The following is a 19,852-nucleotide window of genomic DNA, read 5'->3' as shown; positions in this document are numbered from 1 at the left end:
TCGCGGCTCGCCAATAGCTATGGCAGCAATGGCACGAACTTTGTCCTGGGTGTGGATAAACGAAGATCCCCCGGCTACGGTGTGGGCCGTCCGGGCGGCACCTGTACCCCGCCAACCTCTGCTACCTCTGAAGCCGCCGCAATCCCCGTAACCTCCGTAATCTCCGCGGTCTACGCAGACTCCGCGTTCTGGGCAAGTTCGCAAAAACTCCGTAAATTCCTTAGTGCAGTGGGGAGTTCGACATGGACAGAAGGAGCTTCAACCGGCGGATTCTGGTCGGTGGTGGGGTGGCGGCCGCCACCGGCGTGACATCGTTGTCGCTCGGTACGATCGAGGCCAGCTCGGCGGAACCCCCGCCCAAGACCGCCCCGGCCGGAGGTGTCGTCCGCCATCTCAAGCTGTACGCGGAGAAGCTGGCGGACGGTCGGATGGGATACGGCCTGGAGAAGGGCAAGGCGTCGATCCCGGGACCGCTCATCGAGATCAACGAGGGCGACACCCTGCACATCGAGTTCGAGAACACCATGGATGTGCCGGCCAGCCTTCATGCGCACGGCGTCGACTACGACATCGCGAGCGACGGCACCCGGATGAACAAGAGCATCGTCGAACCGGGTGGCACCCGCACGTACACCTGGCGCACCCATGCGCCGGGCCGGCGCAAGGACGGTACCTGGCAGCCGGGCAGTGCGGGCTACTGGCACTACCACGACCATGTCGTCGGTACGGATCACGGCACCGGCGGCATCCGGAAGGGCCTGTACGGTCCGCTGATCGTCCGGCGCAAGGGCGACATCCTGCCGGACAAGACGATCACGATCGTCTTCAACGACATGACGATCAACAACAAGGCGGCCCATGAGGCACCCAACTTCGAGGCCACGGTGGGGGACCGGCTCGAAGTGGTCATGATCACGCACGGCGACTACTACCACACGTTCCACGTCCACGGTCATCGCTGGGCGGACAACCGGACCGGGCTGCTCACCGGCCCCGACGACCCGAGCCGCGTGATCGACACAAAGATCGTCGGCCCGGCGGACTCCTTCGGCTTCCAGGTCATCGCGGGCGAACACGTCGGCGCCGGTGCCTGGATGTACCACTGCCATGTGCAGAGCCACTCCGACATGGGCATGGCCGGACTGCTGCTGGTCGCCAAGGCGGACGGCACCGTGCCGGGGTACGACCCGCACGCCACGACGACCCACGATACGGCCGCGCCGGACAAGACTGCGCCGGACAAGGCTGCGCCGGACAAGGCTGCGCCGGAGAAGACCGCGCCGGACAAGACCGCGCCGGACAAGACCGCTTCGCGTGGCACCGCGCCCGGCGAAACGGGGAAGGAGCCGGCCGCCCACGACCCGGCGACGCACGGGTCCTGACGCAGTCAGTTCTCCGACACCGCTCCGGCTGCTTCGGCCGTTCCGGTGGCGAGGCGCAGCTGTTCCTCCTCGACGATGCGTCGGGCCAGAGCCCCGTCCGACACATCCACGGCGTCCGGCGTCGTCTCGGCGACGTCGCTGCGCCGTGCGTAGAGGTCGAACAGCCGCTCCTTGCGGGCGAGGATGTTCAGCATCCGCTCGTCGACGCTGTCGGCCGCGAGGAGCCGGTGCACCTGGACGGTCCGTATCTGCCCCATCCGGTGAGCGCGGGCCACCGCCTGGTGCTCCATCGTCGGCTTGATCTGCGGTTCGCAGATGATGACGACGGAGGCAGCCTGCATGTTCAGTCCGACACCACCCGCCTGGATCTGGCTCAGCAGGACGGCATGGCCCTCGACGGCACCGAACCGGTCGATCATCTCCTGGCGCCGGGCAGCCGGGTGAGTCCCCGAGAGCGGCCCGAACACACACGTCTCCAGGGCCTGTTCGACCGTGAGGAGCACTTCTCGGAAGTATGAGAACACGACGACCTTGAGGCCGTTGTCCGCGGCCTCCGCGACCAGCTCGCGCAGCCGGTTCAGTTTCGCGGATGTGGCGGGCCGGGCGTACGCGGCCCGGCGCATCCGCATGAACTGCCCGGCGCCCACCGCCTCGCGGTAGGCATCGAGATCGTCCTCACTGAACTCCTCCCACTCATCGACCTGCACCAGCGCCGGGAGTTCGGTCAGCACGTCCTCCTGATTGCGCCGCAGATAGGCCGGGGCGACGGCCCTGCGGAACGCGTGCGAACCGGCGGCTCCATGGGTGGTGCGGATCGAGGGCGCCAGTTCGGGCTGCAGATGGCGGACGAGGCTGCGGAACTCCTCGACCCGGTTCTCCATCGGCGTACCGGTCAGGAACAGCACCCGTTCGGTGCGTTGTGTCCAGCCGGAAACCGCCCGGGAACGGCGGGTCTCGGGGTTCTTGACGTAGTGCGCCTCGTCGACCACCAGCATGCCGGGTCTCATGCCGCAGTCCCGGGGGGCCGGCAGGGTGTGCAGGGCATCGAACGTGGTGAGCGCGACCCCGCCGGTCTCTCGCCACTCGGCGAAGGCGCCGTGTCGCTCGGGGCCGTGCACCGGCAGCGCGCGCAGGGTGGAGCGGGAACGGACCTCGCGCGCCCAGTTGATGAGCACGCTCGCCGGGCAGACCACCAGGAAGTGTGTCTCGCCCCGCGCCGAGAGGTGCGCGAGCGCGGCAATGGCCTGGACGGTCTTGCCGAGCCCCATCTCGTCGCCGAGGATCACCCGCTTCTGCGCGAGCGCGAACCGGGCGCCGAACGACTGGTAGCCGCGCAGGGAGACGCGCAGATGGGCGTCGTCCAGCCGCAGACCGCGCACCCGGTGCGCGATCCCGGACGGGAGGAACCCCTCAGCCGCGTCCCGGTCGGGGCCGGTGCCCGACATCTCGGCGAGCAGACTGTAGTACTCGGCGGACCGAAGCTCGAAGTCGACCCACGCCGCGACGTCCGACTCCGCGTTCCGCAGCAGATCGACCGAAACCTGCCCGAACAGCAGGGGAAGCCCGCGCGCAGTCGCTTCGGCGACGGCGGTCCGTACCGAGGCGACGGCCTCCAGCGCCTGGGCGCGGGTCTGCCGCCGGGTGAACAGCATGCGCAGCCGCCCCCGCGCAGGCCCGGCCGCGGCGAGCAAGGGCTCAAGACGCCCGATGAGCCGGCCCGCCGCATCGACGGCCCGGCGGACGTCCGGACCGGCCTCGACCAGCCGGTGCAGTGCGGTGACCAGCGCGGTCGTGGATTCGTCCGGGGTGTCCACGTCTATCCGGACCGCGACGGTGTCCCGTACCGCGTGGGCGATCTGCCCGGCCGCTGCCAGCGCCTGGTCGGCGGTCTGAGCGCCGACCCCGGGGATCTGGCGGAGCTCGTAACGGTTCGCCCCGTGGACTTGGCCGACGGTCGTGAAGCCGGCCTGCTCGATCGCGCCGAGCCGCAGTCTGCCCTCGGTGACGTCCTTGAGTCTGGAGACCGGGATGGCCGACAGTTCGCGACGGATGAGGGAGTCGAGCAGCGGCGTCAGCGCCGTGTGCACCGCATCGACGGCGCGGGCATGATCGGCCAGCACCACGCGCGCCGTGTCCAGCAGCCGCTCGGCCTGCGCCAGCAGCTCCCGGGCGTCCCGTCCCGTGGACGCCCCGGCCTCCGTCGGTCCGGCCTCTGTCATGTACGTTCCTCTGTCCGAGCAGCCCGGCTGCCGTCCTGCCCGGCACCTGCCCCGAGCGATTCATATCGTGCCACGCGGCGCCGACAGTGGCTTCGGTTCAGGGCGTGGGCGGTCGGCGTTCCGCCGGGGACAGCAGCAGGACCTCCAAGGCCCGCGCACAGGAGCGGGCCTGCGACAGGAACCACTCGGTGCGCGCTTTTGTGATCACGGACGGCGTGGCCCTGACCGCGAGGGCGAAGCGCGCATACCCGGCGCCGTCCAGCACCGGGACCGCCAGGGTCCGTACTCCGTACGCCGACTCGCCGTCGTTGAGCGCGTAGGCGTCGGTCCGTACCTTCGTCAACTCAGTCTCCAGTGCGGCCGGTTCGACGATCGTGCGGTCGGTGAACGCGGGAAGCGGAGGGAGTGAGGAGGGTCCGCCCTCGCCCGGCCGGGCCCAGGCCAGCAGCACCTTGCCGAGCGCGGTGGAGTGCAGTGGCCTGCGCAGCCCCATCCTCGGAGTGACCGAACCACCGGCGACGATCACGGCGTGGGGGCCGCTGCGCAGTGCCAGGTCGGCGGTGGCGCCGGTGCGCTCGGCGAGATCGGTCAGCTCCGGGGCGGCCAGATGCAGACCGCGCTGGTGGTACGAGAGCCGGCCCAGCTCGGTCACGGCGGGGCCGAGCCGGTAGCGGGACGTACGGGCGTCCTGCTCAAGGAAGCCGGCGCCGAACAGGGTGCGGGCCAGACGGTGCGCGGTGGAGACCGACAGTCCGAGGCGGCGGGCGAGGTCGGAGGCGCTGAGGTCGGGGCCGTTGTCGTGGAAGCAGTGCAGGACGTCCAGGGCGCGCTGTACCGCCTGCGCTCCGCCGGGAGCACGCACTGTCGCGGCCTCGGTCATATCAGGTCACTCTCCGCTCGTTAAGGGGAAGCCGGGGCATGCGGTTGCCACATTACGGGAGTTGAGAAAGCGAAATCCGGGACTGCGAAACATTCTATTCACACTCAATCCCACATCATGGGAAGCGAGTTGTGGGCCGAGGCGAGTCCGTGGCAGGCTGCTGCACGTCACCACCGACGAGCAGAAGGGAGCAGTGCCATGGCCGGCCGCCGAACCGCGACCCCCGCCCACGCCGCTCCGGTCCTGCTCGCCCTGACGCTGCGCCGTCACATCGACCTGGCGCGGGTCTCCAGCGCCGCCTGTCGCTGACCCTCTTCCCTTCCCCCGCTTTCCATTCCCTTCTCCCGCCGCGTTTCCGAAGCGGCCCGGAGCTCTTTCGCCGTACGCGGTGCCCGCACCCCTGGCGTGCGTGCCACGCGCCACGACTCCATCTGCTTCGCCGACCCCTCGGGAAGACTCCATGACGCATGCCGTCCTGCCCCGGACGCTCTGGTTCACCCGCTGTCCCGTACCCACCGCGACCGGCATCGCCGCCGACCGGCAGTGGCTCACCGAAGAGTTCGCGCCCGACGGCATCATGGTGCGCTCCCTCCAGGACGCCGCGCCCGATGCCGACCGTGCCGCCCACTTCACCCACGCGCTGCCGGGACTCTTCCGCGAAGGAGGCAACGTCCCTGCCCTGTGGGCCCGTTCGCGTGGCGAGCGGACCCGGCTGATCGGTCTCACCTGGATCGAGGAACGGCAGACCGTACTGGTCAGGCCCGGCTCCGGCATCCGGGGCGTCGACGCCCTGCGCGGGCGGCGGCTCGGCGTTCCCGTGCACGGCATCGCCATCGACTTCTGGCGGGCCATGGCACTGCGCGGCTTCGAGGGCGCGCTCGCCTGCGCCGGACTCGCACTGGACGACGCCACCGTCGTCGACGTACCCGCCTCGGAATACGAAGGCCAGTGGGCCGCCGAGCTGGCGGCGCTGCGGCGCGGTGACGTCGATGCCGTGTATGTGAAGGGCGCGCTGGCCGTCGAGGCCGCACGGCGGGCGGGCGCCGAGGTGGCCGTCGAGCTCGACGAGCTGGCCGACCGCCGGTTCCGGATCAACAACGGCACCCCGCGCCCCATCACCGTCCACCAGCAACTCCTCGACGACCACCCCGACCTCGTCGACCGCTTCCTCGCCGTCCTGCTCAGGGCCGCCGACTGGGCCACCGGACAGCCCGGCGAGGTCGCCCGCATCCTCGGCGCCGAAACCGGGGCGGGCGCCGACGGAGTCGCCGGGGCCTACCGGCCGGGCACCCACCTCAACCTCCACCCCGACCTCTCCCCGGAACGCCTCGCCCTTCTCACCGCGCAGGAGGCCGGGCTGCGCGCCCACGGCTTCCTGCCCGAAGCCGTCGACGTCACGGCCTGGGCCGACCCCGAGCCGCTGCGCCGCGCCATCGCACTCGCCGCCTCCCGTCCCGCCGCCTCCCCGCTTTCTGCCCCCTGAGCCATGAGGACCCCCGACACCATGAACCTTCCCCGGCCACTGCGTACGACCATCGCCCCCGCGATCCTCACGGTCACCGCACTCCTCGCCCTTACCGCCTGCGGCACCTCCGAGGCCGACAGCGGCAGCGGCGGTTTTGGTGCCAAGGGCACGGTGGACATCCGCATCCCCGACCCCGGAAACTCCGGTGTGCTCGCCGTCGGCAAGAAGGACGGCAGCCTCGACAAGGCTCTCGCGAAGGCCGGCGCCAAGGTGCGGTGGACCGGCAGCGCCGGGCCGTTCGCCCCGGCCGCCCAGGCGATGAACGCCGACCAGCTCGACATCGCCACCGGCTCCATCACCTCCGGCATCACCTCGCTCGCCCAGCGCCCCGGCTTCAAGTTCTTCACCGCGGTCGACCCGGACGCTGCCGGCGAAGGAATCCTCGTCAAGAACGGCTCCGGCATCGAATCGGTCGCCGATCTGGTCGGCAGGAAGGTCGCCGTCAACCAGGGCGGCACCGGCGAATACCTGTTGCTGAAAGCCCTCGACAAGGCCGGTATCCCCGCCGACAAGGTCAAGCGGGTCTATCTGCGGCCCGACCAGACAGCCGCCGTCTTCAACGCGGGCAAGGTCGACGCCTGGTCCGTCTGGGCGACCTACGCCGTTGCCGAAATCGGCAGCGGCAAGGCGCACTTCGTCGCCGACGGTGCTGCTATCGGCTCCGACAACTACAGCCTCAACGCCGTACGCACGGGCTTCGCCGAGCAGCACCCGAAGGTCGTGAAGGCGCTCTACCAGTACCTCCACGAAGCCGGCGCCAAGGAGAAGCAGAACCCGGCCGCGTACCTGAACGTCTTCACGGACGTCGGACCGACCGCCGTCACCGGCAAGGCCAAGGAGGTCCAGACCGACTTCATCCGCAAGGGCGGCACGGTCGGCCCCATCGGACCCGAGGACATCAAGCGCTTCGAGGCCGTCGCCGGCTTCTACGCCGAGCAGAAGGTCACCCCGACCGAGATCGACGTCGCCGCCCACCTCCTCGACATCGAGAAGCTGAAATGAGCGACACCACCCTGCATCCGGGCCTCGTCCGGCCACGTCCCCAGCGGCTGGGGGCCCGCAGCCGGACCTACTCCGTGACCGTCCGGGCACTCGGCCCCCTCGCCCTCCTCGCACTCTGGTGGGCGGCAGCCGCCACCGGCCTCCTCACCCCCGACGTACTCGCCTCACCCGCCGAAGTGCTGCGTGCCGTAGGGGAGTTGTGGGGCAACGGGCAGCTGTCCGACGCGCTCACCACCTCCCTCACCCGCTCCGGACTCGGCCTCCTCATCGGGCTCGCCGCCGGGCTGACCCTCGGCATCACGACCGGATTCACGCGCCTCGGCGACGAACTCCTCGACTCCTCCCTCCAGACCCTGCGCACCATCCCGTTCCTCTCCCTGGTGCCCCTGTTCATGGTCTGGTTCGGGATAAACGAGACCGCAAAGATCCTGCTCATCGCCGTCGCCACCACCTTCCCGATGTATGTGTCGACATCGAGCGGGGTGCGCAACACCGACCCGAAGCTCATCGAAGCCATGCGCAGCTTCGGCATGGGCCGGCTCGCTCTCGTGCGCGAAGTCGTCCTTCCCGGAGCCCTGCCGTCCCTGCTCGCCGGGCTGCGGCTGTCCATGACACTCAGCGTCATCGCACTGATCGCCGCCGAGGAGATCAACGCGACCGCCGGCATCGGCTATCTGATGTCCCAGGCACAGAGCTACGCCCGCACCGACATCCTCGCCGTCTGCATCCTCGTCTACGGGCTGCTCGGACTCACCGCCGACATCGTCGTACGGCTGCTGGAACGCGTGCTCATGCCCTGGCGCACCCCGCAGGGAGCCGCCCGATGACCGATCAGACCCCTCATTCACCTGCGGTACGGGTACGGGGACTGCGCCGCGTCTTCGGCGACCGTGCCGTGCTCGACGGACTGCGACTCGACATCGCACGGGGCGAGTTCGTCGCCCTGCTCGGCGCGAGCGGGAGCGGCAAGACGACCCTGCTGCGCATCCTGGGCGCACTCGACGGCGCCGACGGGGGAGAGGTCCTCGTCCCTCAGGCCCGTACTGTCGTCTTCCAGGAACCCCGCCTCGTACCGTCGAAGAAAGTCCTCGCCAATGTGACGGTGGCCCTGCCGCGCAACCGCTCCGAGCACGGGCTGCGTGCCCTGGCCGAAGTCGGTCTGGAACGGCACGCCGACGCCTGGCCCGCCACCCTCTCCGGCGGCGAGGCCCAGCGGGTCGCGCTCGCCCGCGCCCTGGTACGCGAACCCGAACTGCTGCTGCTGGACGAGCCGTTCGCCGCACTCGACGCCCTGACCCGGCTCAAGATGCAGGACCTGGTGGGGGAGCTGTGCCGCAAGCACCGGCCCGCGGTCCTCCTCGTCACCCATGACGTCGACGAAGCGGTACGGCTCGCCGACCGGGTCGCCGTCCTGCGCGAGGGCCGGCTCATCACCGACGATCCCGTCACCGTCGACCGGCCGCGCGACCCCGGCGACCCCGCGTTCGCAGCCCTGCGCCGACGACTCCTCGACGACCTCGGGGTCGAGACGGCCCCGCAGCCCGCAACAGCCCCCGAACGTAACGAAGTCGGAGTGATCTGAATGACCATCACCATCGGTGTGCACAGCAGTAACCCGTCCCTCTACCACCTGTACCACCTCTCTCGGCTCGGCCTCGCCCAGGAGGAACTGGCCCCGCTCGGCGAGAGCGTCGTCTTCCATCCGTACACCAACGGCGTCCGCACCGGCGAACTCCTCAGCCAGGGCGTCATCGACTTCGGCGGCACCGGCTCCACCCCGCCGGTCACCGCCCAGGCCGCCGGACACGACATCGTCTACACCGCCGTATCCGCACCGCGCCCCGAACACGGCGCGCTCCTCGTCCCCGAGGACAGCCCCGTGCGTACGATCGCCGACCTCAAAGGCACCACCGTCCACCTCGCGATCGGTTCCTGGCAGACCCATCTGATCGCCAAGGCGCTCGACGACACCGGGCTCTCCTACGCCTATGACATCACCGCCGTACGCAGTGACGGCGACAGCGAGGAGCTGCTGCGCACCGGTGTCATCGCCGCCTGGGTCGCGCAGGGCGCCCAGCTGGCCGCGGCCCGCCGCACCGGCGGGCTGCGCACCCTCGTCCGGACCGGCGATGTCATCACCGACCGCTCCGTCTTCTTCGCCCGCCGCGACCTGGCCGAGAGCCGCCCCGAAGTCATCGAGGCGCTCACCCGTGCCCTGCAGCGCGCCGACGACTGGGCGGCCGCCCATCCCCGCCAGGCGGCCGAGATCGCCGCCGCCGACCTCGGTGGATCCGCCGACGACTGGGAGACCGCGCTGCGCACCCTGCCCTGGCAGATCGAGCCCGTCACGGACGCCTTCATCGCCGAGCAGCAGGAAGCGGCCGACATCTTCCACCGCACCGGCTTCATCGACCGGCCGGTCACCGTCGCCCGTGCCCGGGCCGGTGCCGCCGCGGACAAGGCGGCGTGACGAAATGGCGACCGAAGTCCTCTGGTACATCATCCCGCGCGAAGGCGCCTACCCCTGGGAGCCCGAAGGGCGGCGGCCGGTAGACCTCGGCTACCTCACCCAGCTCGCCGGCACGGTCGAACGCCTGGGCTACAGCGGTGCGTTGCTCGCCACCGACCTGTACGACGTCTGGCCGCTCGGCAGCGCGCTGGCCGCCTCCACCAGCACCAGGTTCAAGCCCCTGCTGGCCGTCCACCCCGGCCTGATCTCACCCACCCTGCTCGCCAAGACGGCCCTCAGCTTCGACACCCTCTTCGGCGGCCGTCTCCGCTTCAACGTCGTCAACGGCTCGACCAAGACGCTCCAGGAGTACGGACTCCACGTGGAGCACGACGAGCGGTACGAACTGAGCGCCGAGTACTGGTCGATCGTGAAGCGGCTGACGGCCGGTGAGGTCTTCGACCACAAGGGCCGCTTCTACGATCTGAAGAACGCGGGCGCGTCCTTCAGGGAGCTGAAACCGGTCCAGGAATCGCACATCCCGCTCTGGTTCGGCGGCTCCTCCGACCCCGGTATCGAGATGGCGGCCGAGCACGTCGACACCTTCCTGACCTGGGGTGAACCCCCGCACCTGCTCAAGGAGAAGCTGGAGAAGGTCAGGGCGCGCGCCGCCGCGTACGGGCGCACCCTCAGGATCGGACTGCGCCTGCACCTCATCGTCCGCGACACGGAGGACGAGGCCTGGGCGGCGGTCGACCGGCTCCTGGACGTCACGAGCGACGCGACGTACGCCCGTCGGCTCGGCGAGAGCGCGGGAGAGGACGGCGTGGGCTGGCAGCGCCAGTTCCGCCAGCACGGCGGCAAGGTCCCCGCGCACGCACGGGAGCTGGAGGTGCACCCCAACATGTGGCCGGGCATGAGCCTCTTCCGCCCCGGCCCCGGTACCGCGGTCGTGGGCTCGACGGCCCAGGTGATCGAACGCCTCAAGGAGTTCGAGGACCTGGGCGTCGACACCTTCATCCTCTCCGGCAATCCGCTGCTGGAGGAGGCATACCGGGTGGCGGAGACGGTACTTCCGGCGCTGGGGGTGAAGGGCTGACACGCGGCGGCCGATGCTCCGTACGGTGGCCGGGGGCCGCCGTACGGTATCGGCCCTGTTTCGTCAGCTCCCGGCGATGTCGAGCACCCACCCATTGTTCGCCAACGCGCTGGCGTCGGGCCGGACCAACTGCGCGGACTCCTGATCCGGCTCGACGGTCGCCTCAGTGATCCGGCCGTACGTCAGCGTGCTCACCCCGTGCAGGAACGCCACGCGCTCGCCATCGAGCGCTATGCCGCGCACGCCGCTCATCCGCGTCGTACGGGCCCTTACGGTGCCGTCGGGGCGGACCTCGATCAGTGGGTAGTGCATGTACGGGCAGGCCCAAGCCGTCGTGCCGTGCACATTGAGCGCACCGCAGTCGGACATGTCGATCGGTCCGGTCCCGGGGCTGAACGACCGGAGAGGTTCGCCCGTGCTGCTCCAGCGCCGCAGCCCTGGGTGGCTGAGCGGGTCGTTCCCGTACACCCCCTCGTCGAAGTGGTTGACCCATCCATGGGGCCGGCGTTCGTACGCAATGCGGCGGCGGATATTGGCCATCCGTGTGCCGCCCTTGTACGGCCTACGGCAGCGCGGCCCGCCCGCAGGCCGCGTGCTGCGGTTGTCGGTGCCCGGTGCAAGACTCGGAACGTCAGGACGGATCTCTGCCACCGCGAGAACGGGCCTCATCGAAGGAGCTCGCCATGCTTACCACCCGTTTTGTCAACGGAGCGCCCAACTGGATCGATCTGGGCACGCCCGACCTCGACGGGGCCATCGCGTTCTACACCGGTCTCTTCGGCTGGGAGTATCTGGCCGGAGGCCCGGAGACCGGCGGCTACGGCATGTTCATGCTGGGCGGTAAGACGGCCGGGGGCGCGATGACGGTCACCGAGGAGCAGGCGAAGCCGTCATGGTCCGTGTACTTCCAGTCGTCGGACGCCGACGCCACGGCGAAAGCGGTCGAGCAGGCCGGCGGCGAGGTGCCGTTTGCCCCGATGGATGTCCTGGACTTCGGCAGGATGGCCGGTTTCAAGGACCGGGCGGGTGCGTTCTTCGGTATCTGGGAGCCGAAGGAGAATCCGGGCCTCGGCGTGGTGGGTGTCGCGGGCTCCCTGTGCTGGGCCGAGCTGTACACACCGGACGTCCCGGCGGCCGCCGCGTTCTACGACACCGTGTTCGGATGGGAGACCGCGCAGACGCCGTTCCCGGGGGGCGGCGGGTCCTATACGGTGATCCGGACCAGGGGCGGCGGCGAGGACGCGAGCTTCGGCGGTCTGGTGCCGCTCAACGCCGTTGCGACACGAGCGGTCGCCGGGCCGCACTGGCTGCCCTACTTCGAGGTCGGCGACTGCGATGCCGCCGTCGCGGACGTGGAGCGGCTGGGCGGCAAACTGACGCTGGAACCGATGGAGATGGAGGGCGTGGGCAAGTTCGCCAACGTCGCCGATCCGGACGGAGCGGAATTCGCTCTGATCAAGAGCGCGCAGACGCCGGAAGGCTGACCGGAAGCCATCGGCGCGCCGCATTGATGAAGTGTTGATCAGTCGTTTATCGCGACCGGGCACTGTGACTTCCATGCTGATCAACACCGCGTCCGACCCCGCGTTCGTCTGGCAGGAGACAGCGCTGTGCGCGCAGGCGGGGCCCGAGTTCTTCTTTCCTGCTCCCGGCAGCTCCACCCGTGAGGCCAAGCAGCTCTGCAACGCCTGCGAAGGGCGCGAGGCCTGCCTGGAGTACGCCCTCGCCAACGACGAGCGCTTCGGCGTATGGGGCGGCCTGTCCGAGAAGGAGCGGGACCGGCTGCGCAGAACCGGTCGCGACCGGGCCTGAACTCACCTCGCCCGCAGAGCGATCCGGCCCGCCCGGGGCACCGGCCGCACCCGCACGTCCGGGCCGGAGCCCCCACGGCCGGACGGGCCCTGCCGGCCTGGGACGATGTCCGCATGAATGATCACGACAGGGACGCTCTGCTCGCGGCGGCGGTGCGGCTGCGCACCGACGGACGGCCCGAGGAGGCCCGACAGCAGCTGCTGTCCCTCTCCGCCGCCTTCCCCGCCGATGCCGAAGTGGCCTACCAGACCGCCTGGGTCCACGATGTGCTCGGTCTGGAAGCCGAGGCCGTGCCGTTCTACGAACGCTGCCTGGACGGGACGGGGCTGTCGGAGGAGGACCGCCGGGGTGCGCTGCTCGGCCTCGGAAGCACCCATCGGGTGCTCGGACAGTACGAGAGGGCCGTCGAGGTCCTGCGCAGCGGTGTGGAGCGGTTCCCCGACGACGGGGCGCTGCGGACGTTCCTCGCCATGGCGCTCTTCAACACCGGCGAGCACCATGAATCCGTGCAACTGTTGCTGAGACTGCTTGCCGCCACCAGCGAGGACCCGCATGTGCGGCAGTATCGACGGGCGATCGAGCACTACGCGCAGGACTTGAACGAAACGATGTGAGCCCGGCGCGGGGCGCTGTGCCCCACGGCCCGTCCGGCGGATCAGGGTCGGACAGGCCTTTGGCCGCCGGACAGGGCTGTGCAGCAGTGGCCCGGCCGGCGGCCGATGACAGCTGTGCGGGCCGTCAGGCCAGGGCGCGCGCTGCCATCCGCGCCTTGCGGGCCGCCAGCTTTTCGTCGAACTTCGACGCCTCGCTGTCCAGGCCGCCCATGTACAGGCCCAGCTCCTCCTGCGCCTTCAGGCCGTCGGGGCCCAGGCCGTCGATGTCGAGGACCTTCAAGTAGCGCAGCACGGGCTGGATCACGTCGTCGTGGTGGATGCGCATGTTGTAGATCTCGCCGATCGCCATCTGCGCGGCGGCCCGCTCGAAGCCCGGCATGCCGTGACCGGGCATCCGGAAATTGACGACGACATCGCGTACGGCCTGCATCGTCAGGTCCGGAGCGAGCTCGAAGGCCGCACCGAGGAGGTTGCGGTAGAAGACCATGTGCAGGTTCTCGTCGGTCGCGATCCGCGCCAGCATGCGGTCGCAGACCGGGTCGCCCGACTGATGACCGGTGTTGCGGTGCGAGACGCGGGTCGCGAGCTCCTGGAAGGCGACGTACGCCACCGAGTGCAGCATCGAGTGGCGGTTGTCGGACTCGAAGCCCTCCGCCATGTGCGCCATCCGGAACTGCTCCAGCTTGTCCGGGTCGACCGCGCGCGAGGTGAGCAGATAGTCGCGCATCACGATGCCGTGCCGCCCCTCCTCCGCGGTCCAGCGGTGCACCCAGGTGCCCCACGCGCCGTCGCGGCCGAAGAGGGAGGCGATCTCGTGGTGGTAGCTGGGGAGGTTGTCCTCGGTCAGCAGATTCACGACCAGCGCGATCTTGCCGATGTCGGTGACCTTGGACTGATCGGCCTGCCAGGCTTCACCGTCCTCGAAGACGCCGGGGAAGTTCCGCCCGTCGGAGAACGGCACGTACTCGTGGGGCATCCAGTCCTTGGCGACCTTGAGATGGCGGTTGAGCTCCTTCTCCACCACCTCTTCCAGGGAGTACAGCAGCTGGGCGTCGGTCCACGCCTTCGGGCTGCCGAGGTGGGGAGCGGTGATCGTCACGGGGGACTCCTGGGGACGGGAGAATTACCTACGGACACGTAGGTTACGAGACCGTAGGTTAAAGCGGCAGTAAGGCCATCGCCAAGCCCGCCCCCGCGATGCCCGATTACGTAACGTTATGTACGCAGGTCGCGGGGGTGTGGAGGTTGACAGTCCGCCCGGCTGCCGGGCGTACTGAACTCCCTCATATCCACTAATATGGGGCCGTGTCGGGCTCTGTGGAGTCGGAGAATTGCCCTCAAGTCCCGGCGCCGGGGCGCTCCAGGGCCAGATCCCGGCGCAGATACTCGGCCGTGAACGATGTGCGATGGCCGAGCAGCGCCGCCGGGGTCCCCTCGAAGACAAGCTCGCCGCCGTTTCTGCCGCCCTCGGGGCCGAGGTCGACCACCCAGTCCGCGCGCTTGAGCACCTCGAGGTTGTGCTCCACGCAGATCACGCTGTTGCCTGCGTCGACCAGCCGGTCCAGCAGGTCGACGAGCGTGCCGGTGTCCGCCATGTGCAGTCCGGTGGTCGGCTCGTCCAGGACGTACACGCTGCCCGTCCGGTGCAGCCTGGTGGCGAGCTTGATGCGCTGGCGCTCACCGCCGGAGAGCGTGCTGAGCGGTTGCCCCAGTGTCAGATAGGTCAGGCCGACGTCGTCGAGTGTGTGCAGCTTCCGCAGCAGTGCCCGGTGGTCGAAGAGCTCGGCCGCCTGAGCGGCCGTCATCTCCAGTACGTCGACGATCGACGCGCCACCCACCCGGTGCTTCAGCACGTGGTCCTGGAAGCGCCGCCCCTCGCACACCTGGCAGGTGGTGGTCACCGGGTCCAAGAATGCGAGATCGGTGTAAATGATGCCGCGGCCCGAGCAATGCCCGCACGCCCCGGAGGAGTTGAAGCTGAACAGGCCGGGCTCGACGCCGTTCTCCCTGGCGAAGACCTTGCGGATGGAGTCCAGTGCCCCGAGGTACGAGGCCGGGGTGGAGCGGGACGACGCGGTGATCGCCCCCTGGTCGATGACCACCGCGTCCGGGTACGCCGCCGTGAACACCCGGGAGACCAGCGTGGACTTGCCGGATCCGGCCACTCCGGTCACGACCGTCAGCACACCTTCGGGGAACGCCACGTCCACGCCCTTGAGGTTGTGCAGTGCGGCGCCCGTCACCGGCAGCCGCCCGGTGGGGGAGCGGAAGGCCTCCTTGAGCGGTGTCCGGTGGCGCAGGCACCGGCCGGTGAGGGTGTCCGCCTCCCGCAACCGGTCCACCGGGCCTTCGAACACGACATGTCCGCCGTCGGTGCCCGCTCTCGGGCCCATGTCGACGATGTGGTCCGCGACAGCCATCACATCCGGGTCGTGCTCGACGACGATGACGGTGTTGCCCCGGTCGCGCAGCCGCACCAGAAGGTCGTTCAGCCTCCTGACATCACGCGGATGCAGGCCCACGCTCGGCTCGTCGAAGATGAACGTCAGCCCGGTCAGTGAACTGCCCAGATGCCGGACCATCTTGAGTCGCTGCCCCTCGCCGCCCGACAGCGTGGTGGTCTCCCGGTCCAGGCTGAGATAGCCGAGCCCGATGCCCACCAGGCGCTCCAGCCGTTCGCGGGCGGCCGAGGCGATCGGACCGGCCACCGGATCGTCGATCCCGGCCAGGACGTCCACCAGATCGGCCACCTCCATCCGCCCGTAGTCGGCCACGGAGAGCCCGTCGATACGGGTGGCGAGCGCGGCCGCGTTCAGCCGGGCGCCGCCGCAGGACGCGCACACCGACTCGGTCGTGAAACGCCGGGCGGCCTCGCGCCGCCGCTCGGAGAGCGCCTCGGTGTCCCGCTTCAGGAAGAGCCGGGTGAACCGCTCGGCGATTCCCTCGAACCGCATGTCCGCAGAGGTCGACTTCAGCTCCAGCCGGACGGTGAACCCACCGCCGTACAGCAGGAGCTGGAGCTCTTCCTCGGTGAACTGCGCGAGCGGCTTGTCGTTGTCGAAGCGTCCCGAACCGGCGTACAGCTGCCACTCCCAGCTGCCCACCGAGAGCCCCGGCAGCAGCAGCGCACCCTCGTTGAGCGACTTCGTGACGTCGATCGCCCGGTCGATGTCGAGGCGGACCGTGCGCCCCACACCGTCGCACTCCGGGCACATCCCGCCGGGGTCGTTGAAGGAGTACGAGGTCGCCGGGCCCGCACTCGGCGTCCCGTACCGCGAGAACAGCACCCGGATCACCGACCAGATGTCGGTCATCGTGCCGACGGTGGAGCGGGCGTTGCCGCCCAGCGGCTTCTGGTCGACGACGATTGCGACGGAGAGGTCGTCGATGGCGTCGGCATGGGGCCGTTCGTACTTCGGCAGCCTGTTCCGGATGAACCAGCTGAAAGTCTCATTCAGCTGCCGCTGCGATTCCACGGCGATGGTGTCGAAGACGATCGACGACTTGCCCGACCCGGAGACCCCGGTGAAGACGGTGATCCGCCCCTTGGGCACGGTGAGGGAGACATCACGCAGATTGTTCGCGCGTGCCCCGGTGATGACGATGCTCCGGTCCTTGTTCCGATCCATGCCGCCGAAGCTAACCGCGATACCGGACAGCTTCTGTCTGGATTTTCCGGGCGGTCGGGATCTTCTGCGGGGCCTGACCGGCCCCCGTCGGCGGAGCGCTCGGAGCTGTCGGCGTACTCGGAGCGGACGCGTACGGGGGCGCGGTGCATGGTCGGGCCGGGCGGTCGGAGCCGGCGGCTGCAAGGCCTGGGCCTTACTCCACCGGTGACCCCCGCACCGACCTCGTCCCCCCATCGCTCACACTCCCGCGCGTCCCTCCTCGGCCGTGATGTCACCCGATTCCCTGCCGGGCAACCGCGCCACCGGCGCCGTACGAAATCGCCTCCCGCCCGACGTGCGGTCAGCAGGCCCCGCCGAGCAGATCGGTCAGGCTCCGGTCGAGATCCAGGAACCGGTGCTCGTCGCCGGCCGGCACCAGTTCCTGCGCCCGCTCGAGAAAGCGGCGGAGCTCCGCAGTGCGGACGTGCACCATCGCGATTCCCTCGGTGGCATGGAACTCCAGGACCGTGCGGTCATATCCGAACGGCCTGATGCGCACGTCCCCGACACCGGCGGCTGAGTCCACTCCCGCCGCGAGCAACTCGCGGGAGAACTCCCAGGAGACATCGGTGCCCTCCAGGGTCGCGTTGGCGGGGAACGCCATGCGTACGGCGAACGGATCCCGCCGGTCGTACTGCAGGGTGGCGGGGAGGGTCTCCATCCGCGGTGCGGATGCGACCATGCGGGCCTGCACGGACTGCTCGATAACGGTGGACAAGACCTGCTCCCTTTCTCGGCCAGATGAACGGTTCCCGACACTGATGGAGACGACGGAACTCCCTCATCCGTGCATCGGAAGGTGGCGTGAGTTGTATCACCGCACGCCGCCGCACCGATCGAGTGCCCACTTGCCGCCGGTGCACCCTGGACGGAGTACGGCTCGTGGGCTAGCTTCCAGCGCCATGAGGGCCAAGGGGAAGACGAGACGACTGATGTCATGGGGGCTCTGTGCGGCGGCGCTGACCGCAACACTGGCCACACCGGCAGCCGCGGCTGCACCGGGGGAGCGACACCGGCCCGGCGAACGGCCGGCCTGGACGCTTACCGCGACAGGGACCGACGCCCGCTTCCGCGGCCTCGCCGCCGTCAGCCGTCGCACCGCCTGGGTCGCGGGTTCGAAGGGAACGGTGCTGCGCACTTCGGACGGCGGCCGTCACTGGCGTGATGTGTCACCGCCCGGTGCGGCTCAGGAGGCGCTGGAGTTCCGTGACATCGAGGCGTTCGACGCCCGGCGCGCGGTGGCACTGGCCATCGGGGAGGGCGAGGCCTCCAGGGTGTTCCGTACGGACGACGGGGGAGCGACCTGGACGGAGTCGTTCCGTAACGCGGACGCCCGCGCCTTCTACGACTGCCTCACCTTCTTCGACAGTCGGCACGGACTTGCGCTGAGCGATCCCGTCGACGGGAAGTACCGCATCCTGTCGACCGCTGACGGCGGCCGGAGCTGGCGGGTGCTGCCCAGCGCGGGCATGCCGGATGCCCAGGCCGGTGAGGCGGGGTTCGCCGCCAGCGGTCAGTGCCTGGTCGCATCGGGTTCCGGGGATGTCTGGCTGGCGACCGGGGGCGCCGCCACGGCACGGGTGCTGCACTCCGGCGACCGAGGGCTGACCTGGACCGCGACCGAATCCACGATCCCGGCCGGCGACCCGGCACGCGGCGTCTTCGGCCTGGCCTTCCGCGACCGCCACCACGGCATCGCGGTCGGTGGCGACTACCGGGCCGGCCTGCCGTCGCCGAACGCCGCGGCGGTGACAGGCAATGCCGGCAGGAGCTGGCAGCAGTCCGCCACCCCGCCGGCCGCCTACCGCTCGGGCGTCGCCTGGCTCCCGCACAGCAGCTCGGGTGCGCTGGCGGTCGGCCCGACCGGCACGGACCTCACCGTGGACGGCGGCCGCACCTGGCGCACGGTCGACACGGGGTCGTACGACACGGTCGACTGCACACCGGACGGCGGCTGCTGGAGCGCGGGCGAGAGTGGACGAGTGGCGCGCGCGGGGTTCTAGCGAGGAGGGGCGCCCGGCGGATCGGGGTCGGGAGGATCACCGCTCCGGCCCGTCCGGCGATCGAGGAGCGGTGCCCGGGTTGCGGATACCCGCTATCCGGGCAACTGCTGCTGGTACGGGGCGAGTTCGTCCGAGGTCTTCGTCGCGATGAACTCCGTGATCCGGTACGTGCACACGCCCTGTGCCGTGAACGGGTCCTCCGCCGCGATCTTCTCGATCTGCGCGCGGTCGTCGCCGACGGCCAGGATCACCCCGCCGTCGCGCGGGTTCTTGCGGCCCGATGCGATGAACACCCCGGCCGCGTACTGCGTGTTCAGCCAGGCGACGTGGTCCTGCAGCAGCGCGTCGATACGCTCGACGGGCGCGGTGTAGGTCAACTCGAGTACGAACATGATCTCCAGGCTACGTGTCGAGGGCGCGCCGGCCCCGGTCCATGTCCGCGAAGTCCCGCCCGGCCCGCTGCCGAGCCGCCCGCCGTGCCCGTTGCCTAAACTTGACAGCACTATGACAACTCTCCCGATGCCCGCCGACGAGGCCGAAGCCCGAGCCCTTCAGGACGCCCTGCGCCCCCGGGTGGTGCTCGACGAACCCGGCCCGCCGCCCGGCACCGGCCGGGTCACAGGGGTCGACGTCGCCTACGACGACGAGCGCGATGTCGTCGTGGCGGCAGCGGTCGTCCTCGACGAGGCGACGCTCGACGTGGTCGCCGAGGCCACTGCCGTCGGCCGGGTCACCTTCCCGTACATCCCCGGACTCCTCGCCTTCCGGGAGATCCCGACCGTGCTGGCCGCGCTGGAATCCCTGCCGACCGACCCCGGACTCGTGGTCTGTGACGGCTACGGCCTGGCGCACCCGCGCCGCTTCGGACTCGCCAGTCACCTCGGGGTACTCACCGGACTCCCGGTGATCGGCGTCGCCAAGAACCCGTTCACCTTCTCGTACGAGCAGCCGGGCCCCCGCCGAGGCGACTGTTCGCCGCTGCTCGACGGCGAGGAGGAGGTGGGCCGGGCGCTGCGCACCCAGGACGGCATCAAGCCGGTCTTCGTCTCCGTCGGGCACCGGACCGGCCTGGACAACGCCTGCGCCCACACCCTGCTGCTGGCCCGCGGCTTCCGTCAGCCGGAGACCACCCGCAGGGCCGACGCGCTCTGCCGTCAGGCACTGCGGGAAGCGACCGCCTGAGTATGTGTACGGATAAC

Annotated in this window: 19 protein-coding genes and 2 pseudogenes; 13 read left to right on the top strand and 8 right to left on the bottom strand. The window is 69.9% G+C overall.

Annotated elements, in window-relative coordinates; all coding sequences use genetic code 11:
- Positions 1-242: 242 nt before the first annotated feature.
- Positions 243-1,289: pseudogene (locus OG609_RS04930) on the top strand (multicopper oxidase domain-containing protein); the annotation flags it as partial.
- Here the strand turns inward: OG609_RS04930 and OG609_RS46035 are convergent.
- The 3 genes and pseudogenes from OG609_RS46035 to OG609_RS04920 all read right to left on the bottom strand — a co-directional run.
- A pseudogene (locus OG609_RS46035) lies at positions 1,262-1,321 on the bottom strand (pentapeptide repeat-containing protein); the annotation flags it as partial. The pseudogenes OG609_RS04930 and OG609_RS46035 overlap by 28 nt on opposite strands.
- Before the next feature lie 66 nt (positions 1,322-1,387).
- On the bottom strand, positions 1,388-3,601 hold the full coding sequence (locus tag OG609_RS04925; RefSeq protein WP_327271639.1) for a DEAD/DEAH box helicase: 2,214 nt from the start codon (positions 3,599-3,601) through the stop codon (positions 1,388-1,390).
- A 97-nt stretch (positions 3,602-3,698) separates the two neighbouring features.
- Entirely contained in the window at positions 3,699-4,481 is a 783-nt protein-coding gene (locus OG609_RS04920; protein WP_327271638.1) for an IclR family transcriptional regulator, read from the bottom strand.
- 198 nt (positions 4,482-4,679) lie between these two features.
- On the opposite strand from OG609_RS04920, the gene OG609_RS04915 reads away from it, so the two are divergent.
- The 7 genes from OG609_RS04915 to OG609_RS04885 all read left to right on the top strand — a co-directional run bounded on the left by OG609_RS04915 (position 4,680) and on the right by OG609_RS04885 (position 10,556).
- Complete coding sequence (locus tag OG609_RS04915) at positions 4,680-4,790, top strand: putative leader peptide (RefSeq protein ID WP_327271637.1); 111 nt, start codon at positions 4,680-4,682, stop codon at positions 4,788-4,790.
- Between the two features lie 151 nt (positions 4,791-4,941).
- On the top strand, positions 4,942-5,964 hold the full coding sequence (locus OG609_RS04910) for an ABC transporter substrate-binding protein (protein WP_327271636.1): 1,023 nt from the start codon (positions 4,942-4,944) through the stop codon (positions 5,962-5,964).
- A 21-nt stretch (positions 5,965-5,985) separates the two neighbouring features.
- Positions 5,986-7,008, top strand: coding sequence for an NrtA/SsuA/CpmA family ABC transporter substrate-binding protein (locus OG609_RS04905; protein ID WP_327271635.1), 1,023 nt, complete (start codon positions 5,986-5,988; stop codon positions 7,006-7,008).
- On the top strand, positions 7,005-7,835 hold the full coding sequence (locus OG609_RS04900) for an ABC transporter permease (protein WP_327271634.1): 831 nt from the start codon (positions 7,005-7,007) through the stop codon (positions 7,833-7,835). Before OG609_RS04905 ends, OG609_RS04900 begins: the two co-directional genes overlap by 4 nt.
- Positions 7,832-8,590, top strand: a complete 759-nt coding sequence (locus OG609_RS04895) for an ABC transporter ATP-binding protein (protein WP_327271633.1) — start codon at positions 7,832-7,834, stop codon at positions 8,588-8,590. Before OG609_RS04900 ends, OG609_RS04895 begins: the two co-directional genes overlap by 4 nt.
- Positions 8,591-9,478 carry an ABC transporter substrate-binding protein gene (locus OG609_RS04890; RefSeq protein ID WP_327271632.1) on the top strand — a complete coding sequence of 296 codons (888 nt, stop codon included), beginning with the start codon at positions 8,591-8,593 and terminating at the stop codon, positions 9,476-9,478.
- A gap of 4 nt (positions 9,479-9,482) precedes the next feature.
- Positions 9,483-10,556 carry an LLM class flavin-dependent oxidoreductase gene (locus OG609_RS04885; RefSeq protein WP_327271631.1) on the top strand — a complete coding sequence of 358 codons (1,074 nt, stop codon included), beginning with the start codon at positions 9,483-9,485 and terminating at the stop codon, positions 10,554-10,556.
- Positions 10,557-10,619: 63 nt separating this feature from the next.
- Here the strand turns inward: OG609_RS04885 and OG609_RS04880 are convergent, their stop codons facing one another.
- Positions 10,620-11,096: a hypothetical protein gene (locus OG609_RS04880; RefSeq protein WP_327271630.1), complete on the bottom strand. Its 477-nt coding sequence runs from the start codon at positions 11,094-11,096 to the stop codon at positions 10,620-10,622.
- Between the two features lie 143 nt (positions 11,097-11,239).
- Here OG609_RS04880 and OG609_RS04875 point away from each other — a divergent pair, with 143 nt between their 5' ends.
- From OG609_RS04875 to OG609_RS04865, 3 genes are all read left to right on the top strand, one after another.
- Positions 11,240-12,040 carry a VOC family protein gene (locus OG609_RS04875; RefSeq protein WP_327271629.1) on the top strand — a complete coding sequence of 267 codons (801 nt, stop codon included), beginning with the start codon at positions 11,240-11,242 and terminating at the stop codon, positions 12,038-12,040.
- 73 nt (positions 12,041-12,113) lie between these two features.
- The gene (locus tag OG609_RS04870; RefSeq protein ID WP_327271628.1) at positions 12,114-12,368 is read left to right on the top strand and encodes a WhiB family transcriptional regulator; all 255 of its coding nucleotides are present in this window, start codon (positions 12,114-12,116) and stop codon (positions 12,366-12,368) included.
- Positions 12,369-12,481: 113 nt separating this feature from the next.
- Complete coding sequence (locus tag OG609_RS04865) at positions 12,482-12,982, top strand: tetratricopeptide repeat protein (protein ID WP_327271627.1); 501 nt, start codon at positions 12,482-12,484, stop codon at positions 12,980-12,982.
- A 124-nt stretch (positions 12,983-13,106) separates the two neighbouring features.
- Here the strand turns inward: OG609_RS04865 and OG609_RS04860 are convergent, their stop codons facing one another.
- The 3 genes from OG609_RS04860 to OG609_RS04850 form a co-directional block, all read right to left on the bottom strand.
- Positions 13,107-14,081 carry an acyl-ACP desaturase gene (locus OG609_RS04860; protein ID WP_327271626.1) on the bottom strand — a complete coding sequence of 325 codons (975 nt, stop codon included), beginning with the start codon at positions 14,079-14,081 and terminating at the stop codon, positions 13,107-13,109.
- 238 nt (positions 14,082-14,319) lie between these two features.
- A complete protein-coding gene (locus tag OG609_RS04855) occupies positions 14,320-16,611 on the bottom strand; it encodes an excinuclease ABC subunit UvrA (RefSeq protein WP_327271625.1) in 2,292 nt (763 codons plus the stop codon).
- A 340-nt stretch (positions 16,612-16,951) separates the two neighbouring features.
- Positions 16,952-17,368, bottom strand: coding sequence for an SsgA family sporulation/cell division regulator (locus OG609_RS04850; RefSeq protein ID WP_327271624.1), 417 nt, complete (start codon positions 17,366-17,368; stop codon positions 16,952-16,954).
- Positions 17,369-17,552: 184 nt separating this feature from the next.
- Here OG609_RS04850 and OG609_RS04845 point away from each other — a divergent pair, with 184 nt between their 5' ends.
- Positions 17,553-18,653 (top strand): WD40/YVTN/BNR-like repeat-containing protein, encoded by a 1,101-nt coding sequence (locus tag OG609_RS04845; RefSeq protein WP_327271623.1) that lies wholly within the window; start codon positions 17,553-17,555, stop codon positions 18,651-18,653.
- A gap of 92 nt (positions 18,654-18,745) precedes the next feature.
- Here the strand turns inward: OG609_RS04845 and OG609_RS04840 are convergent, their stop codons facing one another.
- Entirely contained in the window at positions 18,746-19,045 is a 300-nt protein-coding gene (locus OG609_RS04840; protein WP_327271622.1) for a YciI family protein, read from the bottom strand.
- Between the two features lie 112 nt (positions 19,046-19,157).
- Here OG609_RS04840 and OG609_RS04835 point away from each other — a divergent pair, with 112 nt between their 5' ends.
- On the top strand, positions 19,158-19,835 hold the full coding sequence (locus OG609_RS04835) for an endonuclease V (protein ID WP_327271621.1): 678 nt from the start codon (positions 19,158-19,160) through the stop codon (positions 19,833-19,835).
- Positions 19,836-19,852 lie beyond the last annotated feature (17 nt).

The sequence above is a fragment of the Streptomyces sp. NBC_01224 genome, assembly GCF_036002945.1.
Lineage (GTDB): Bacteria > Actinomycetota > Actinomycetes > Streptomycetales > Streptomycetaceae > Streptomyces.
This window is presented reverse-complemented; position numbering and strand designations above follow the sequence as displayed.

What these genes read in the sequence shown, in the direction of transcription:
- OG609_RS04925 (WP_327271639.1), bottom strand. Translation starts at nt 3,601, where the DNA reads ATGACAGAGGCCGGACCGACGGAGGCCGGGGCGTCCACGGGACGGGAC.
- OG609_RS04920 (WP_327271638.1), bottom strand. Translation starts at nt 4,481, where the DNA reads ATGACCGAGGCCGCGACAGTGCGTGCTCCCGGCGGAGCGCAGGCGGTA.
- OG609_RS04915 (WP_327271637.1), top strand. Translation starts at nt 4,680, where the DNA reads ATGGCCGGCCGCCGAACCGCGACCCCCGCCCACGCCGCTCCGGTCCTG.
- OG609_RS04910 (WP_327271636.1), top strand. Translation starts at nt 4,942, where the DNA reads ATGACGCATGCCGTCCTGCCCCGGACGCTCTGGTTCACCCGCTGTCCC.
- OG609_RS04905 (WP_327271635.1), top strand. Translation starts at nt 5,986, where the DNA reads ATGAACCTTCCCCGGCCACTGCGTACGACCATCGCCCCCGCGATCCTC.
- OG609_RS04900 (WP_327271634.1), top strand. Translation starts at nt 7,005, where the DNA reads ATGAGCGACACCACCCTGCATCCGGGCCTCGTCCGGCCACGTCCCCAG.
- OG609_RS04895 (WP_327271633.1), top strand. Translation starts at nt 7,832, where the DNA reads ATGACCGATCAGACCCCTCATTCACCTGCGGTACGGGTACGGGGACTG.
- OG609_RS04890 (WP_327271632.1), top strand. Translation starts at nt 8,591, where the DNA reads ATGACCATCACCATCGGTGTGCACAGCAGTAACCCGTCCCTCTACCAC.
- OG609_RS04885 (WP_327271631.1), top strand. Translation starts at nt 9,483, where the DNA reads ATGGCGACCGAAGTCCTCTGGTACATCATCCCGCGCGAAGGCGCCTAC.
- OG609_RS04880 (WP_327271630.1), bottom strand. Translation starts at nt 11,096, where the DNA reads ATGGCCAATATCCGCCGCCGCATTGCGTACGAACGCCGGCCCCATGGA.
- OG609_RS04875 (WP_327271629.1), top strand. Translation starts at nt 11,240, where the DNA reads ATGCTTACCACCCGTTTTGTCAACGGAGCGCCCAACTGGATCGATCTG.
- OG609_RS04870 (WP_327271628.1), top strand. Translation starts at nt 12,114, where the DNA reads ATGCTGATCAACACCGCGTCCGACCCCGCGTTCGTCTGGCAGGAGACA.
- OG609_RS04865 (WP_327271627.1), top strand. Translation starts at nt 12,482, where the DNA reads ATGAATGATCACGACAGGGACGCTCTGCTCGCGGCGGCGGTGCGGCTG.
- OG609_RS04855 (WP_327271625.1), bottom strand. Translation starts at nt 16,611, where the DNA reads ATGGATCGGAACAAGGACCGGAGCATCGTCATCACCGGGGCACGCGCG.
- OG609_RS04845 (WP_327271623.1), top strand. Translation starts at nt 17,553, where the DNA reads ATGAGGGCCAAGGGGAAGACGAGACGACTGATGTCATGGGGGCTCTGT.
- OG609_RS04840 (WP_327271622.1), bottom strand. Translation starts at nt 19,045, where the DNA reads ATGTTCGTACTCGAGTTGACCTACACCGCGCCCGTCGAGCGTATCGAC.
- OG609_RS04835 (WP_327271621.1), top strand. Translation starts at nt 19,158, where the DNA reads ATGACAACTCTCCCGATGCCCGCCGACGAGGCCGAAGCCCGAGCCCTT.